Below are 13,814 nucleotides of genomic sequence, written 5' to 3'. Positions count from 1 at the left end.
CGGGCCCTAACCGGTCGCTGCTGCGTTGGCAGCTTCGGTGGCGGCGTAGGCGCTGGCCCCGCTGCTCAGGGTGTGCACGAACATCTCGTGAATGGCCATCGCCTGTGCACTCACTGTCTGGTAGGCCTGTGCGTGGGCCGCGAACTGAGCGGCGGTCAGGGCGGAAACTTCGTCGGCGGCGGCGGGCACAACACCGGTGGTGGGCGCCGCGGCTGCGGCACTGTGTGCGGCCATCGACGAACCGATGGATTGCAGGTTGGCGACGGCGGCCAGCAACGCTTCGGGCTGCGTTGTGACGAATGACATGACGGCTCCTCGTCGAAGTCTTTTCAACTGTCGCGACCGCTGCACCGCGGATCGCGAACGCCGTTGGGCGCGGCACCGACGCTATGCGGTTCGAAGCCCGCTAACCCAGCCAGAAAACGGACTGTACGGATACTCCCAGCGGTCGTTCATTGACTGTTGGACAACATGTCCGAACTGTTCACCGAGCGGCTCCCGGACGTTGGTTGCCGTCACCTGTTGTTCATTTTGTCCATGCCGCTTCGGCTAAGAGCCGCAGCGTGGATTCGCGTCCCGGAGAGCGGGCGGGATCCGCGCCCCGGTGGGCCGAAGCGACCGGGTTGAGCATCAACTCGTCGACGCCGAATCGCTGGGCCAAGTCGCGCAGCTGCGCGAGGGCCTCCGACGGGGTTCCGAGGACGGCACGCTCGAGTTCGCCCTGCGCGATGCGCTGCTGCTGCGGTGTGAGAGCGTCCCGCGCGGCGTCCTCGACAAGTTCCAGTGGGCCGGCTGGATGCCCGGTGGCGGTTCGGGACTGCAGATGTAGGTGCGGAAGAGCCAAAGTCGTTGCTTCCTGCGCTGTCTCGGCGACGACGATGTTGACGGTCAGGAACGCGACCGGCTCGTCGGCGAACGCGCTCGGCACGAACCGCGATCGGTAGCCGGCCAGGGCTTCGCCGGTCTGTTCGCCGAAAAGGTGATGTCCGAATACGTAGGGCAAGCCCTTTTCCGCGGCCAGCTGGGCCGAGTCGATCGATGACCCCAGCAGGAACACGCGCGGTCGGGTCAGCGCGTTCGGTGTCGCCTTGAGGACGTAGGCGCCATCTGCGAGCTGCACCGACACACCGGCGTTGCCCAGGAGTGCGATCACGTCCGAGAGATTGTCGGGAAACGATTGGAGCGCTTGGCTGTCGCGATCGCCGCGCCCGCCGCGCAACACCATGGATGCGACGGGGTCAGCCCCCGGAGCGCGTCCAATTCCCAGGTCGATGCGGCCCGGGTGGGCGGCCTCCAGCAAGGCGAACTGCTCGGCCACCGCCAGGGGTGCATGGTTGGGCAGCATCACCCCGCCCGAGCCCACGCGTATCCGCGAGGTGGCGGCGGCGATCATCGCGGTCAGGACGGCCGGGCTGGTCGCGGCCACGGAGGCGACATTGTGGTGCTCGGCCACCCAGTAGCGGGTGTACGCGAGGTCGTCGGCGATCCTGGCGAGGCGCAGCGTTGCTGCCAGCGCATCCGGCGTGGACTGGTCGCTGCGGACCGGCGTGAGATCCAGGACGGAGAGGCGCACAGCGGCGATCTTGCCACCCCGCAGCTGGTGTCGGTTTTTGTACACCGCGCGTTCCGATTTCGTTAACCGGACTGCCGCACAGTGGTGGGCGATGAACAGTGATACCGGGGTTAAGGACGCACCCGATGCCAGTCCTCCCGAGCCGTGGGATATCGGCCGTCCGCAGCCTGCGGTGCAGCAACTGGTGGCCTATGGCGCGCTGCGTGGTGAGGTCCTCGATCCGGGAACAGGTGCGGGCCACCACGCGATTCACTATGCAGCCCATGGCTATTCAACTACGGGGCTCGATCATTCCCCGGCCACCATCGCGCTGGCGCAACGCAATGCCGCCCAGGCCGGTGTGCATGTGGACTTCCAGGTGGCCGATGCGGTTGAACTCGCCGGATTCCAGGGCCGGTTCGACACCGTCGTCGACAGCGCCTTTTACCACCTGTTCCAGGATGACGAGGAGACCCAGCTGCGCTATGCGCGCAACCTGCATCGGGCGACGAAACCGCAGGCTCGGCTGTTCTTGTTCGAAGCGGGGCGTCATAACGTCAACGGCTGGCAGCTGGACGGGATGTCGCCCGAGCGGTTCGCTCCGCTGCTGGAGTCCGCGGGATGGCGCATCGATCACGTCGGGACCACGACCTACCAGGGCACATTCGACCCCAACGCCTTTACCGAGATGATCGCGGTCATGGAGGCGATGGGGCGTGAGGACCTGCTGCCCGGGGTTCGCGCGCTGGCCCAGCGGTTCGCCCATCTGCAACCGTTGCTCGAAGACAACATGGTGCACATGCCCTTCTGGGCAGTGTCCGCCACCCGGATCGATCAGCTGCTGTCACCATGAAGGTATGTGTGGGCGTTTCGCGATAACCACCGATCCGGCCCTGCTGGCGACGCAGATCGACGCGATCAACGAAGTCCCCGCCGGTGCCGATACCGGGCCGAACTACAACGTGGCTCCCACCGACGGGATCGTCACCGTGGTCAGTCGGCACACCGAGGCCGGAGACCAGCCCACCCGGCGGCTGCGGCTGATGCGCTGGGGACTACTCCCGGCGTGGGCGAAACCCGGCCCCGGTGGTGCGCCCGCGCCCGGCGGCCCCTTGCTGATCAATGCCCGCGCCGACAAGGTGACCACGTCGCCGGCCTACCGCGCCAGTGCGGAACGGCGACGTTGCCTGGTGCCGATGGACGGCTATTACGAATGGCGGGCGGCCGCGCCTGAACCGGGTGGTCCGGCGGGGGCCGGGGCCAGATCACGGGCCCGCAAGACCCCGTTCTACATCCATGGCGAGGGCGCGATGTTGTTCGCGGCCGGCTTGTGGTCGATCTGGCGACCTGACCGGCTCTCGGCCACGGTGCTCAGCGTCGCGATCATCACCACCGAGGCTGTCGGTGAACTGGCCGAGATTCACGACCGGATGCCGTTGCTGCTGCCCGAAGACTGTTGGCAAAGCTGGCTGGATCCGGACTCCGCGATCGACACCACGCTGCTGGCCCGGCCGCCGGACGTGACCGGGATCGCGACACACGAGGTATCGACTCTGGTCAACAGCGTGCGCAACAATTCACCTGAGCTGATCGCGCCGGCCACACCCCAACCCCAGCAGGGCTATCTGCTCTAGCTGCGCCCACCGGCAGCGCGAAACGGCGAGCCGCGTCAGCGGCTGTGCCAGGGGTAGTGCGGGGCCCCGGCGGCGGCCGGCAAGACGGCCTCTTCCTCGTTCGGCGACGCCGCTCCGATCTGCCGGATCACCGTGGCCGGGACCGCCGCGGCCCACGAACGGGGCACCGACAGTCCATTGAGGGTGGCCGCCTCGCCCCGTTCGGCGCATACCGGAGCCGACGCGGGGGACGGGGCCATCTCCGGTAGCAGCACGCTCGCGATCTCGTCGGCACCGCTCAGGTCGACACCGAAAGTGCCGGCAGCGGCGATGACGAACGTGTCGTACAGGCGGTCAGCCAACTCGAGAGAGGGCGCGGCCAGGACCGAACCGGCGGCGCGCGGGGGCTGGGTGAAGGGGGCCAGCCGTGCCGCAACAGTGGAGGTGACGGCGTAGCCGTACATGGCCGCGCCATTCTGGGCCCACAGGTGGGAGTACTGGGCCTCAGTGGCCGCGATCGCGGCGGTGTTGTGGCCCAGGAAATTGTTGACCACCAGCGACATCAGCTGGGCGCGGTTGGCGGTGACCATCGAGGGAGGCGCCGTCATGGCGAAAGCCGTGTCATAGGCGGCGGCCGCGGAACGGGCAGCCGATGCCACGCGTTCGGCTTGGGCGGAGGTGACGTGCATCCACTGGGCGAAGGGTGCCGCTGCGGCGGTCATCGCAGCCGCGCCGGGCTCCACCTGGCCGGCGCGCACCGCGTCGATCATCGCGTCGTAGGCCAGGCCCATGCTGCTCAACTCGGCGGCGAGAGCGCTCCAGGCCGAGGCGGCGGCCATCAGTGGCCGGGCGCCCGCCCCCGAATACATTCGGCTTGAGTTGACCTCGGGCGGAAGCAGTGCGAAATCCATTGTCAGACAGTCCTGTTGGTAGTAGGCGTCATCGTCTCTTCGGAATTCCCCCGATTCCCGCCGGTGCGCCGGGGCGCCGTGCGCACCCGGCCTCGACGAACCTAATCTGTTAACTTGAAGTTAACCTGAAGACGGCCGCAGGGGTCTGGATGCCCTTAGCGGATCTCCCCTTCGCGGCGCCACGGTGTTATCAATGGACCATGTCAGAATCCCGATCCGCCGACTCTCGCGGCGGTACGCCCTTCAGCGTGGGGAGGCCACGAGTGCTGGTGGTGGAGGACTCCGAGACCATCCGCGAGATGGTCAATGAGGCGCTCTCGGATGCCGGCTATCTGGCCGAAACCCAGCCCGACGGAGAGTCCCTGGAAGCGGTGCTCGATGGATTTCGGCCGGATCTGGTGGTGCTCGACGTCATGCTGCCGGGGCGCGACGGCTTCGAGTTGATGGACGTGGTGTTGCGTTGGGGTGAGGTGGGGGTGGTGTTGCTCACCGCGCGTGACGGCCTGCCCGACCGGTTGCGCGGCCTTGACGGCGGCGCCGACGACTACGTCGTCAAGCCGTTCGAACTCGCCGAGCTGGTGTCCAGGGTCGGGGCCGTGCTGCGTCGAAGAGGCCGGTTGCCCGCCGCCGTGCAGTTCGGAGACCTGATGATCGATGTCGATGCCGGGCTGGCCTCTCGATCGGGTGCGCCGTTGGGCTTGACCGCCACCGAGCTGCGGATCCTGGTCTACCTCGTCGAGCAACGTGGCCGCATCGTCAGCAGTGCACAGATCCTCAACACGGTGTGGGGATATGAGGCGTACGACCCCAATCTGGTCCAGGCCCATATCAGTGCGCTGCGCCAGAAACTCGAGTCGCATGGTCCGCGAATCCTGCACACGGTGCGGGGGATCGGTTACCGGCTGGAACTGGCGGGCCTGTGACCGCAACTCCCTCGCTGCGGCGCCGACTGACGGTGCTCGTGTTGGCGCTGCTCGCGCTGTCGATGGTGGCGATGGGGATCGGGATCAACGCCAGCTTGAGTGCACTCGCCAACCGCAGCGTGCATGAACGCTTGGAGATCGCCGCAGATCGAGCTGATTCCCTTGTGGCACTGGGCATCTCTGCGGAACAACTGTCGGATCACCTCAACGTCGGCGTGATCGGCGCGCTTGTCGTCACTGCCGACGGCGACAGCTTCGGCGACCCCGAGATCGAGCCCGACGCGAGCACCGGCGGGACGAGCTCGGCCCTGCCGATGGCCCCTTTCCACTCGTCGGAGCTTGTGGTGCACCCCCTGGCCAACGGCGACCGGGTGATCCTGACCGTCGACACAACTGAGTCTGACGAGACGCTGCGCCGCTTGCGGAGCCTGATGATCGCAGCAGGCATGGCGACCTTGGTGCTCGCATCGATCCTGTTGGCAGGGGGGAGTCGCGTCCTGCTGGCGCCGCTGGACCGACTCACCGACCTCGCTCGTGACATCACCACCGGAGACCGCGGTCGGCGCCTGCGCCCCGACCGCCCGAAGACCGAACTGGGCAGGGCCGCAGACGCTTTCGATGGCATGCTTGATGAGTTGGAGGCCTCCGAGAAGCGGGCATACCTCGCAGCGCAGCGGGCCCAGCGTGCCGAGGCGGCGATGCGGCGGTTTCTCGCCGACGCGGCCCATGAGCTGCGCACGCCGATCGCGGGGATGCAGGCCGCCGCGGAGCAGATCGCCGGCAACGTCGGTCAGCAGGCCGTCGCATCACTGGGCGCGGAAACGATCGAGCCCGAAGTTCTCCGCCAGCACCGTCGTGCCAGCCTGTTGTTGACCGAGGCGCGGCGCGCTACCCGGCTGGTGACCGACATGCTGGACCTGAGTTACATCGATGCGGGACTGCCGCTGGAACTCCAGGACGCCGACTTGATCGGGATCGTCGACCATCAGCTGGATCGGGCCGCGTTGCTTGCCCCGCAACTGCGACTGGTGCGCACGGGCCTGGACGCAGTGTCCGTTCGGGTTGACCCGACCAGGGTCGCGCAGATTCTGTCCAACCTGCTCGACAACGCGCGCCGTCACACCCTGCCTGGAGGGCAGATCACCGTCGACGTCCGAAGCGACGAGGGTGTCGACAATGACGGCGTCGTGGTGCTGGTCACCGACACCGGATGCGGTGTCCGCGACGAGGATGCCGAACGCATCTTTGATCGGCTGGTACGGCTGGACAGCGCCCGCGATCGCGACCATGGCGGTGCCGGGCTGGGTCTGCCGATCGCCCGCGCGCTTGCCGTCGCGCACGGCGGAACGCTGAGCTGCGTTCCCCACCAAGGGGGGGCGTGCTTCAAGCTGGTGATCCCGGGGCCGTCGAGTGCCGACGCTAGGGCTGTACGTACCCCGGGGGGTTGACCGTATCGACCCACAGGTCCACACCCAGGTCGCTGCCCGGCACACAGTCATAGACCGATAGATCGGTGACGCCGGACTCCACCAGCACGTCTTCGCACAGCAGCGTGTTGCCGGTGTAAGAGGAGGCGGGCTGGGTCACAATCGCGTAGGCGGCGTCGGCGTAGACCTCAGGTTTGCGAGAGCGGGCCATCGCCTCGTCGCCGCCGAGCAGGTTCTGAACCGCGGCGGTGGCGATCATCGTGCGCGGCCACAGCGTGTTGGAGGCTATTCCGTGTCCGCGTAGTTCTTCGGCCATGCCCAGGGCGCACAGTGTCATTCCGAACTTGGCCATCATGTATGCGGTGGGTGTGAGCCATTGCGGTTCCAGCCGGATCGGCGGGGACAGCGTCAGGATGTGCGGGTTCTCCCGGCCGATCATGTGCGGGATGCAGGCCTGGGACACCGCGTAGGTACCGCGCACCTCGATGCCGTTCATCAGGTCGAACCGCTTGAGCGGTACCTCGAGTATCGACCCGAGATTGATCGCCGAGGCGTTGTTCACGCAGATGTCGATGCCGCCGAACCGTTCGACGGCGGTGGCCACAGCGCCTGCCACCGACTCGCCGTCCCGGATGTCGCCGACGATAGGCAGGGCCTGTCCACCAGCCTCTTCGATCTCGGCGGCCGCGGTATAGATGGTGCCGTCGAGCTTGGGGTGTGGTTCTGCGGTCTTGGCGATCAGCGCGATGTTGGCGCCGTCGGCGGCTGCGCGTTTGGCGATCGCCAACCCGATACCGCGGCTGGCTCCCGAGATGAACATGGTCTTGCCTGAGAGGGGTCCTGGGTGTGGCATGCATGCCACCCTATGCCCGCGATGCCCGGCCGGCGCTCTCGGCAGACCTGGCGCTTTTGTGTCTGGGAGCTGGCTTACGACGTAAACTAAGGCGCCAAACGCCACGTCGTGCGCGAGAAGAGGTGATCTGGTGGATCCCGAGGTGGACGTCGCGTCCGAGGGCGCGCGTCCTTCGCCGCCGTTGAGCCGCGACGGGATCCTGGAGATGGCCATCGACTTCATCGACGAGCACGGACTGGCGAAGCTGACCATGCGCAGGCTGGGCGCCGCCTGCGGGGTCGAGGCCATGGCGCTCTACCGCTACGTGCACGGCCGCGGCGATCTGTTGACCGGCGTCGTCGATCACATCATCGAGCGGCTCTACTCCGATCAATTGGCCGCGCGGCGCCAAGAGGACGGCTGGCAGGACTACCTGATGCGCTTGGCTCACGGGGTGCGCCAGATTGCGCTCGACCATCCCGAGGTTTTCCCGCTGGTCGCCACGCAGGCTCCGGAGGCCCCGTGGGTTCGACCGCCGCTGCGCAGCCTGCGCTGGATGGAAAGCTTCCTCGACACCCTGATCTCCTACGGTTTCGATGACAGCGCCGCGGTGGCCGCCTACCGCTCTTACACCACGTTCCTGATCGGCCACCTGCTGTTGGAGGTATCCGCGCACGGGGCTGAACTGCATCCTGACGAGGCACTTCTTGACGACACGGGGCGTTCTGGCCGCGATCTGACGGAGTATCCGCATCTGAGCCGTCTGCAGCCGGTGTTGTCCCAGGACCACAGCACCGCCGAGTTCGAAGAAGCCTTGGAGGCCATGCTCGACCGGCTTGAGCTGTTGCTCGCCCGCCACTGAGGCGTCATGCGGCAGGCGTTTACGTCGTAAATGCCGTGGGTATGTCCCCGGTCGCAAGAATTGCACCAGGGAGGAGCTTCACGATGGGACTGGCAGACAAGGCCAAGAACGTTGCGCAGGACGCCAAGGGCAAGGTCAAAGAGGTGGTCGGTGACGTCACCGGCAACGACGATCTGCGAAACGAGGGCAAGGCCGATCAGGGCAAGTCGAGCCTGAAGCAGGCCGGCGAGAACATCAAGGACGCGTTCAGGGACTGAGCGGTCAAGGACGCGCCCCGCCCGAGCAGGCTCGGGTGGGGCGCGTCGTGCGTCCGGCCAGCCTGGGTTTACAACGTAAACAAACCGGCGTAGCTTCGGTCGCATGCTGTTCGGTTTACGCCGTAAACGTGGCCGCTGTGGGGCGTGGCTCGGCAGCGGTATCAGGCGAGATTGCGATGAGATGGCCCTCGACCCGTCGATGGCTGCCGGCTCCGGCCTCGCCGAGTGTGTTCCCTCATTCAGCGTCGGTGCGAGCTACGGGGGAGAACGTCTGGACGCTGTCGTGGAACGCAACGGCACGGCGTTACTGGTGCGCGCGGGTGGCACTGTCGATGCATCCAACGTGGCGCTCTGGCGCCGCTTGATCGCCGATGCTTCCACGGCAACCGTGGCTCCGGGTCCGCTGGTTATCGATGCCAAGGCGCTGGAGTTCATGGCCGTCTGCGCGTTCGCGGTGCTGGCCGACGAAGCGGCCCGATGCCGATTCCGCGGCATCACGCTGTATCTGGTCAGTGATCAGCCGGTGGTCGAGCGGGTCGTGGCCGCCGCAGGACTGGACTCCGAGCTGTTGCTGGTCACGAGTGTCGACGAAGCGCTCGGCGGCGTCCCGCGTCGAGACCCCGGGCCGGTGCTGGGCTGAACCGGACCCCGCAAGCGGTCAGTGGGCCTGAACGTCAGCGGTGACCGCGACGGTCAACCGGATCAGGTCCGTGGGTGCCAACGCCACATCCCAGCCGCGTTGCCCGGCGCTGCAGAGCACCCGATCGAAGTCGAGGGCCGAAGCGTCCACCACCGTCGGCAGGGCTTTGCGCTGCCCCAGCGGTGAGATGCCGCCCAGCACGTAGCCGGTCGACCTCTGCGCCGCCATGGGGTCGGCCATCGTCGCCTTAGGCACGCCGAGTGCTGCGGCGACCGCCTTCAAAGACAGCTTTGCCGGCACCGGCAGGACCGCGACCGCCAGGCCCTGCGGTAGGGCGACGATCAGCGTTTTGAAGATCTGTTCGGGCCGCACACCGGCCGGGCCGGTGTCGGACAGTTGCTCAACAGCCTCTGCGCCGAAGGACTGTCGATCCGGATCATGCCGATAGCGCAAGATCTCGTAGGGGACCTGCGCGGCGTTCAATGCGGCGATAGCCCTGGTTGCCGCACGACTCACCGGGTCAGGATACGGGCGGGAAATACGTCGGTGACCGACGCTGTTGAGTAGGGCAGTTACGTGGTCGCTGCGTGCGCGCGGTGGTCGCGGTCCTAGGATCGGGAAGGAGTCCGGGTGTCAGCGACAATCGGTCTGCTGGAAGTCGAGCCCACGGCTGAATGGGTTGTGGGCACTGCGACAGAAGGGACTGCGGCGATCGAGATGGCTGACGGAGACAGTGAGACCGAGTCCAAGGCTGCCGCGGATTCCTCGGCCCCCGTCCGGTCCGATGAGACCGATCAGCAGCTGACCGCGCGGTTCGAACGCGACGCGATCCCGTTGCTTGATCAGCTCTACGGTGGCGCGCTGCGCATGACACGCAATCCCGCCGACGCCGAAGACCTGTTGCAGGAGACCATGGTCAAGGCCTATGCCGGATTCCGCTCCTTTCGGGAGGGCACCAACCTCAAGGCGTGGCTGTACCGCATCCTGACCAACACGTACATCAACGGCTACCGCAAGAAGCAACGTCAGCCTGCCGAATACCCGACCGATGAGATCACCGACTGGCAGCTGGCGGCCACGGCCGAACATTCATCGACGGGTCTGCGCTCGGCGGAGGTCGAGGCGTTGGAGTCGTTGCCCGACACCGAGATCAAAGAGGCGCTCCAGCAGCTGCCCGAAGAGTTCCGGATGGCGGTGTACTACGCCGACGTCGAAGGATTCCCGTACAAGGAGATCGCCGAGATCATGGATACACCGATCGGCACAGTGATGTCGCGCCTACATCGCGGCAGGCGACAGTTGCGCAGTCTGCTTGCCGACGTGGCCCGCGACCGTGGATTCATCCGCGACGGACACGAGCCCGAGGAGGTGTCGTCGTGACCGAACGCTCGCAGGACTGCAACACGCCGTCGGAGGCCGGTGCATCCCACGCCGACTGCTCAGAGGTGATCGCCGAAGTGTGGACGCTGCTGGACGGCGAATGCACCGCCGAGACCAAGGCCAAGCTGCGCCAGCATCTCGAAGAGTGCCCTGGTTGTCTTCGGCACTACGGGGTGGAGGAGCGGATCAAGACGCTCATCGCCCGCAAATGCAGTGGTGACAAAGCGCCGCGGCATCTCTATGAACGGGTGCGGCTGGAGATCAGCCGGACCACCATCGTTCACCGCGAGGCCTAACCGCAGCAAGCCCGGCCGGTGGCCGGGCTTGCGATCAGCTGACGAACGAACGCTTTAGGCGTTGGGTCGCTTGCCGTGGTTGGCTTTGCTGTGCTTGCGGTCGCGCTTCTTGCGCCCACGCTTTGCCATGATTGGCCCTCCTAGCAGGTGTTCTGGTTGCACAGTCTTTCACACTGCCCGGTATGGCGCGGTGGCGGGGCCTTGGGGTGGGCGCCACCACCGCACTTCACCGTGGCTCAGTGAAAGGAACGAGCGCCCGCGAGGGTCTGCGGCACCAGGGCCGGAGGTGTCGCCGGGGCGGGCGGGGTCTCCAGGGCAGGCCCCGCGGACATGGGCGCACCAGGCGGAGTCAGCGCACTGACATCGGTGGGCATGATCGACCCCACGCCGGGGACCACGCGGTTGAGCATGCCATTCAACGCCTGCAGGAATGAGTTCGCGGCGTTCACGCCGGCCGAGGAGCCTCCGACGGCAGATCCGGGCACGCCGAGTGCGTTGGGGGCTCCCAGGGCGCCGGGCACGCTCAGTGCGTTGGGGGCTCCCAGGGCGCCGGGCACGCCGAGTGCGTTGGGGGCTCCGAGGGCGCCGGGGACGCTCAGTGCGTTGGGGGTGCCGAGGGGAGTCGGGGAGCTGATCGGGGCCGGAATCGCCAGCTGGTCGTCAATCAGGTCCGGGGCTGCCTTGGCGGACGCGACGCCGAACCCCAGCGTGGCCAGTGCCATTGCGCCGGCGCACACCAGGGTCAGCCGGACACGGGGCTGTGTAAGACGGTTTACAGACAACGCGGTACTCCTCAAGTTCGATGTCGACTTGTGCCGCGTCACGGCGGTTTCGTCACGCGTTAAAAACACTCGAGTAACGGTGCTATGCAATTGTCACAGCAGAAACACGACATGATCACAGATCGAACTCTCTAAGTCCTCTTAATTATCTTCGAGTTCACTTACCCGAGCGCCCTGCTCAACCGCCGGCGGGCTTGTGGTTCGATAGGTCCAAGCTTTTTGGGCTTAGGCAATCGTTGACAGGGTGATGAACGAGGTGAAGATGGCCGAGGACGTTCGCGCGGAGATCGTGGCCAGCGTGCTCGAAGTCGTGGTCCACGAGGGCGACCTGATCAATGAAGGTGACACCGTGGTGTTGCTGGAGTCGATGAAGATGGAGATCCCGGTGCTGGCCGAGACTGCGGGCACCGTCAGCAAGGTGGCCGTGCAGGTCGGGGACGTGATCCAGGCCGGCGACCTCATCGCCGTGATCAGCTGAGCCCAGCCGGTCGCAACGGCGTGATCTGACCGATGTCCACTCTCGGTGATCTGCTAGCCGAGCACACCGTGCTGCCCGGCAGTGCGGTGGACCACCTGCATGCCGTGGTGGGGGAGTGGCAGCTGCTGGCGGACCTGTCGTTCGCCGACTACCTCATGTGGGTGCGCCGCGACCCCGATGTCGACGGCGCGCTGGTGTGTGTGGCGCAATGCCGGCCCAACACCGCCCCCACGGTGTTGCTCAGCGACGCCGTGGGAACCGTCTCGGTACCGGGCTCGATGCCGTTGGCGGTTGCGGCCTTCGATTCGGGAAAGATTTGGCGGGAAGGCTCCGAAGGCGCTGCTGGACAACGCAACATGGAAGCCGTCCCGATCCGGCACGGCGATCAGATCGTGGCGGTGCTGACCCACCAGACCGCATTGACGGGCGGCCGGGCATCGAGCCGGTTGGAGGCGGCCTACCTCGATTGCGCGGCCGACCTGTTGCACATGCTTTCTGAGGGCACGTTCCCCGATGCCGGTGACCTTGCGGTGTCGCGTTCGAGTCCACGCGTGGGCGACGGTTTCATCCGGCTGGCCGTCGACGGCACCGTGCGCTACGCCAGCCCCAACGCGGTATCGGCCTACCACCGAATGGGGCTAGCGGCCGAGCTGGCCGGCCATGACTTGGTCGCCGTCACCAGACCCCTGATCTCCGACCCGTTCGAGGCCCACGAGTTGGCCGAACATGTGCGGGAGTCGCTGTCGGGGGGATCGAGCATGCGATTCGAGGTCGATGCCGCCGGCGCGGTGGTGCTCCTGCGAACCCTGCCCCTGATCGTGCACGGCCAGCCCGCGGGGGCGGCGATCCTGGTTCGCGACGTCACCGAGGTGAAGCGCCGCGACCGGGCACTGCTGTCCAAGGACGCCACGATCCGCGAGATCCATCACCGCGTCAAGAACAACCTGCAGACCGTGGCGGCGTTGCTGCGTCTGCAGGCGCGCCGCACGGCCAGCACGGAAGGGCGTGAGGCGCTGTTGGAGTCGGTGCGGCGGGTGTCCTCGATCGCCCTGGTCCACGACGCCCTGTCGATGTCGGTGGATGAGGTGGTGAACCTCGACAAGGTTGTCGACCGGATCCTGCCGATGATGAATGACGTTGCCAGCGTCGATATTCCGATCCATGTCGCCCGGGTCGGATCGATCGGATCGTTGGATGCCGATCGGGCGACCGCGCTGATCATGGTGATGACCGAATTGGTGCAGAACGCGATTGAGCACGCCTTTTCCGCGGACGCGGATCGGCGCGCCGTGACGATCCGGGCGGAACGTTCGGCGCGTTGGCTCGACGTTGTGGTCCACGACGACGGCCACGGGCTGCCGGAGGGTTTTCGGCTCGAGACCTCTGACCGGCTCGGCCTGCAGATCGTCAACACGCTGGTGTCCGCCGAGCTCAACGGCACGCTGACCGCACAGGACGCGCCCGGTGGGGGGACCGAGATGGTGCTGCGGATTCCGGTCGGCGGTCGCCGACTGCGCCAGGCCCTGTGAGGCGCTGGACCGGTACCGACGCAAAACGACGCGGCCCCGACCAAGTCGGGGCCGCGTCGTTGTGGCTGGGTGTTAGACCCCGCTGCGAGCCCGGGTGCGGGCGTTGCGGCGCTTGAGCGCGCGACGCTCGTCTTCGCTCATGCCGCCCCATACGCCGGCGTCCTGGCCGGTCTCCAGCGCCCAGGTGAGGCACTCGGTCACTACCGAGCAACGGGTGCAGACCTGCTTAGCGGTAGCAATCTGAGCGAGAGCCGGTCCGCTGTTTCCCACGGGGAAGAACAGCTCCGGGTCCTCGTCGCGACAGACCGCCTTGTGGCGCCAATCCATAGGTC

At 66.7% G+C, this 13,814-nt stretch carries 19 protein-coding genes; 11 read left to right on the top strand and 8 right to left on the bottom strand.

All coding sequences use genetic code 11. The annotated features are described in order from the left end of the window. Positions 1–6 precede the first annotated feature (6 nt). Together BST15_RS00670 and BST15_RS00665 are read right to left on the bottom strand one after the other, a co-directional pair. Positions 7–306 (bottom strand): PE family protein, encoded by a 300-nt coding sequence (locus BST15_RS00670; protein ID WP_046189144.1) that lies wholly within the window; start codon positions 304–306, stop codon positions 7–9. A 220-nt stretch (positions 307–526) separates the two neighbouring features. Further along, positions 527–1,573 carry an LLM class flavin-dependent oxidoreductase gene (locus BST15_RS00665; protein WP_046189163.1) on the bottom strand — a complete coding sequence of 349 codons (1,047 nt, stop codon included), beginning with the start codon at positions 1,571–1,573 and terminating at the stop codon, positions 527–529. 91 nt (positions 1,574–1,664) lie between these two features. Here BST15_RS00665 and BST15_RS00660 point away from each other — a divergent pair, with 91 nt between their 5' ends. Together BST15_RS00660 and BST15_RS00655 are read left to right on the top strand one after the other, a co-directional pair. After that, the gene (locus tag BST15_RS00660; RefSeq protein ID WP_046189145.1) at positions 1,665–2,405 is read left to right on the top strand and encodes a class I SAM-dependent methyltransferase; all 741 of its coding nucleotides are present in this window, start codon (positions 1,665–1,667) and stop codon (positions 2,403–2,405) included. A 4-nt stretch (positions 2,406–2,409) separates the two neighbouring features. Further along, the gene (locus BST15_RS00655; RefSeq protein WP_046189146.1) at positions 2,410–3,186 is read left to right on the top strand and encodes an SOS response-associated peptidase; all 777 of its coding nucleotides are present in this window, start codon (positions 2,410–2,412) and stop codon (positions 3,184–3,186) included. Between the two features lie 35 nt (positions 3,187–3,221). On the opposite strand, the gene BST15_RS00650 is transcribed toward BST15_RS00655, so the two are convergent. Continuing rightward, positions 3,222–4,076 (bottom strand): PPE family protein, encoded by an 855-nt coding sequence (locus BST15_RS00650; RefSeq protein WP_052751381.1) that lies wholly within the window; start codon positions 4,074–4,076, stop codon positions 3,222–3,224. Between the two features lie 200 nt (positions 4,077–4,276). On the opposite strand from BST15_RS00650, the gene BST15_RS00645 reads away from it, so the two are divergent. Together BST15_RS00645 and BST15_RS00640 are read left to right on the top strand one after the other, a co-directional pair. Beyond that, on the top strand, positions 4,277–4,999 hold the full coding sequence (locus tag BST15_RS00645) for a response regulator transcription factor (protein WP_046294381.1): 723 nt from the start codon (positions 4,277–4,279) through the stop codon (positions 4,997–4,999). After that, positions 4,996–6,447 carry a sensor histidine kinase gene (locus BST15_RS00640; RefSeq protein WP_046189148.1) on the top strand — a complete coding sequence of 484 codons (1,452 nt, stop codon included), beginning with the start codon at positions 4,996–4,998 and terminating at the stop codon, positions 6,445–6,447. Before BST15_RS00645 ends, BST15_RS00640 begins: the two co-directional genes overlap by 4 nt. On the opposite strand, the gene BST15_RS00635 is transcribed toward BST15_RS00640, so the two are convergent. After that, positions 6,419–7,279 carry an SDR family oxidoreductase gene (locus tag BST15_RS00635; RefSeq protein ID WP_198528284.1) on the bottom strand — a complete coding sequence of 287 codons (861 nt, stop codon included), beginning with the start codon at positions 7,277–7,279 and terminating at the stop codon, positions 6,419–6,421. The genes BST15_RS00640 and BST15_RS00635 overlap by 29 nt on opposite strands. Before the next feature lie 205 nt (positions 7,280–7,484). Between BST15_RS00635 and BST15_RS00630 the strand changes: the two genes are divergently transcribed. The 3 genes from BST15_RS00630 (at position 7,485) to BST15_RS00620 (ending at position 9,017) form a co-directional block, all read left to right on the top strand. Beyond that, positions 7,485–8,120 (top strand): TetR/AcrR family transcriptional regulator, encoded by a 636-nt coding sequence (locus tag BST15_RS00630; protein WP_083070772.1) that lies wholly within the window; start codon positions 7,485–7,487, stop codon positions 8,118–8,120. A gap of 83 nt (positions 8,121–8,203) precedes the next feature. Beyond that, positions 8,204–8,377, top strand: coding sequence for a CsbD family protein (locus BST15_RS00625; RefSeq protein ID WP_046189151.1), 174 nt, complete (start codon positions 8,204–8,206; stop codon positions 8,375–8,377). A 181-nt stretch (positions 8,378–8,558) separates the two neighbouring features. Beyond that, on the top strand, positions 8,559–9,017 hold the full coding sequence (locus BST15_RS00620) for an anti-sigma factor antagonist (protein WP_109370716.1): 459 nt from the start codon (positions 8,559–8,561) through the stop codon (positions 9,015–9,017). A gap of 18 nt (positions 9,018–9,035) precedes the next feature. Here BST15_RS00620 and BST15_RS00615 read toward each other — a convergent pair whose 3' ends face one another. Next, a complete protein-coding gene (locus BST15_RS00615; RefSeq protein WP_046189152.1) occupies positions 9,036–9,533 on the bottom strand; it encodes an aminoacyl-tRNA deacylase in 498 nt (165 codons plus the stop codon). A 201-nt stretch (positions 9,534–9,734) separates the two neighbouring features. Between BST15_RS00615 and BST15_RS00610 the strand changes: the two genes are divergently transcribed. Together BST15_RS00610 and rsrA are read left to right on the top strand one after the other, a co-directional pair. Beyond that, positions 9,735–10,397 (top strand): sigma-70 family RNA polymerase sigma factor, encoded by a 663-nt coding sequence (locus BST15_RS00610; protein WP_234708221.1) that lies wholly within the window; start codon positions 9,735–9,737, stop codon positions 10,395–10,397. Next, positions 10,394–10,693 (top strand): mycothiol system anti-sigma-R factor, encoded by a 300-nt coding sequence (gene rsrA / locus BST15_RS00605; RefSeq protein ID WP_046189153.1) that lies wholly within the window; start codon positions 10,394–10,396, stop codon positions 10,691–10,693. The genes BST15_RS00610 and rsrA overlap by 4 nt, the downstream gene beginning before the upstream one ends. Positions 10,694–10,747: 54 nt before the next feature. Here the strand turns inward: rsrA and BST15_RS23205 are convergent, their stop codons facing one another. Then, entirely contained in the window at positions 10,748–10,822 is a 75-nt protein-coding gene (locus BST15_RS23205) for a 50S ribosomal protein bL37 (RefSeq protein ID WP_011728008.1), read from the bottom strand. 107 nt (positions 10,823–10,929) lie between these two features. Then, positions 10,930–11,430: a hypothetical protein gene (locus tag BST15_RS00600; RefSeq protein ID WP_131701178.1), complete on the bottom strand. Its 501-nt coding sequence runs from the start codon at positions 11,428–11,430 to the stop codon at positions 10,930–10,932. Positions 11,431–11,737: 307 nt separating this feature from the next. On the opposite strand from BST15_RS00600, the gene BST15_RS00595 reads away from it, so the two are divergent. Continuing rightward, entirely contained in the window at positions 11,738–11,953 is a 216-nt protein-coding gene (locus tag BST15_RS00595; protein WP_046189167.1) for a biotin/lipoyl-binding carrier protein, read from the top strand. A 32-nt stretch (positions 11,954–11,985) separates the two neighbouring features. After that, positions 11,986–13,482, top strand: coding sequence for a sensor histidine kinase (locus BST15_RS00590; RefSeq protein ID WP_046189155.1), 1,497 nt, complete (start codon positions 11,986–11,988; stop codon positions 13,480–13,482). 72 nt (positions 13,483–13,554) lie between these two features. Here BST15_RS00590 and BST15_RS00585 read toward each other — a convergent pair whose 3' ends face one another. Further along, positions 13,555–13,809 (bottom strand): WhiB family transcriptional regulator, encoded by a 255-nt coding sequence (locus BST15_RS00585; protein ID WP_046189156.1) that lies wholly within the window; start codon positions 13,807–13,809, stop codon positions 13,555–13,557. Positions 13,810–13,814: the final 5 nt, after the last annotated feature.

Origin of the sequence: Mycolicibacter arupensis (assembly GCF_002086515.1) — a bacterium.
Taxonomy (GTDB): domain Bacteria; phylum Actinomycetota; class Actinomycetes; order Mycobacteriales; family Mycobacteriaceae; genus Mycobacterium; species Mycobacterium arupense.
The sequence above is the reverse complement of the archived record's forward strand: the minus strand, read 5'-3'. Positions and strand labels throughout refer to the sequence as shown.

Coding starts and splice junctions, on each gene's coding strand:
- BST15_RS00595 (WP_046189167.1), top strand. CDS start 11,738: ATGGCCGAGGACGTTCGCGCGGAGATCGTGGCCAGCGTGCTCGAAGTC.
- BST15_RS00590 (WP_046189155.1), top strand. CDS start 11,986: ATGTCCACTCTCGGTGATCTGCTAGCCGAGCACACCGTGCTGCCCGGC.
- BST15_RS00620 (WP_109370716.1), top strand. CDS start 8,559: ATGGCCCTCGACCCGTCGATGGCTGCCGGCTCCGGCCTCGCCGAGTGT.
- BST15_RS00645 (WP_046294381.1), top strand. CDS start 4,277: ATGTCAGAATCCCGATCCGCCGACTCTCGCGGCGGTACGCCCTTCAGC.
- BST15_RS00635 (WP_198528284.1), bottom strand. CDS start 7,279: ATGCCACACCCAGGACCCCTCTCAGGCAAGACCATGTTCATCTCGGGA.
- BST15_RS00625 (WP_046189151.1), top strand. CDS start 8,204: ATGGGACTGGCAGACAAGGCCAAGAACGTTGCGCAGGACGCCAAGGGC.
- BST15_RS00610 (WP_234708221.1), top strand. CDS start 9,735: ATGGCTGACGGAGACAGTGAGACCGAGTCCAAGGCTGCCGCGGATTCC.
- BST15_RS00585 (WP_046189156.1), bottom strand. CDS start 13,809: ATGGATTGGCGCCACAAGGCGGTCTGTCGCGACGAGGACCCGGAGCTG.
- BST15_RS00660 (WP_046189145.1), top strand. CDS start 1,665: ATGAACAGTGATACCGGGGTTAAGGACGCACCCGATGCCAGTCCTCCC.
- BST15_RS00630 (WP_083070772.1), top strand. CDS start 7,485: ATGGCCATCGACTTCATCGACGAGCACGGACTGGCGAAGCTGACCATG.
- BST15_RS00650 (WP_052751381.1), bottom strand. CDS start 4,076: ATGGATTTCGCACTGCTTCCGCCCGAGGTCAACTCAAGCCGAATGTAT.
- BST15_RS00655 (WP_046189146.1), top strand. CDS start 2,410: ATGTGTGGGCGTTTCGCGATAACCACCGATCCGGCCCTGCTGGCGACG.
- BST15_RS00670 (WP_046189144.1), bottom strand. CDS start 306: ATGTCATTCGTCACAACGCAGCCCGAAGCGTTGCTGGCCGCCGTCGCC.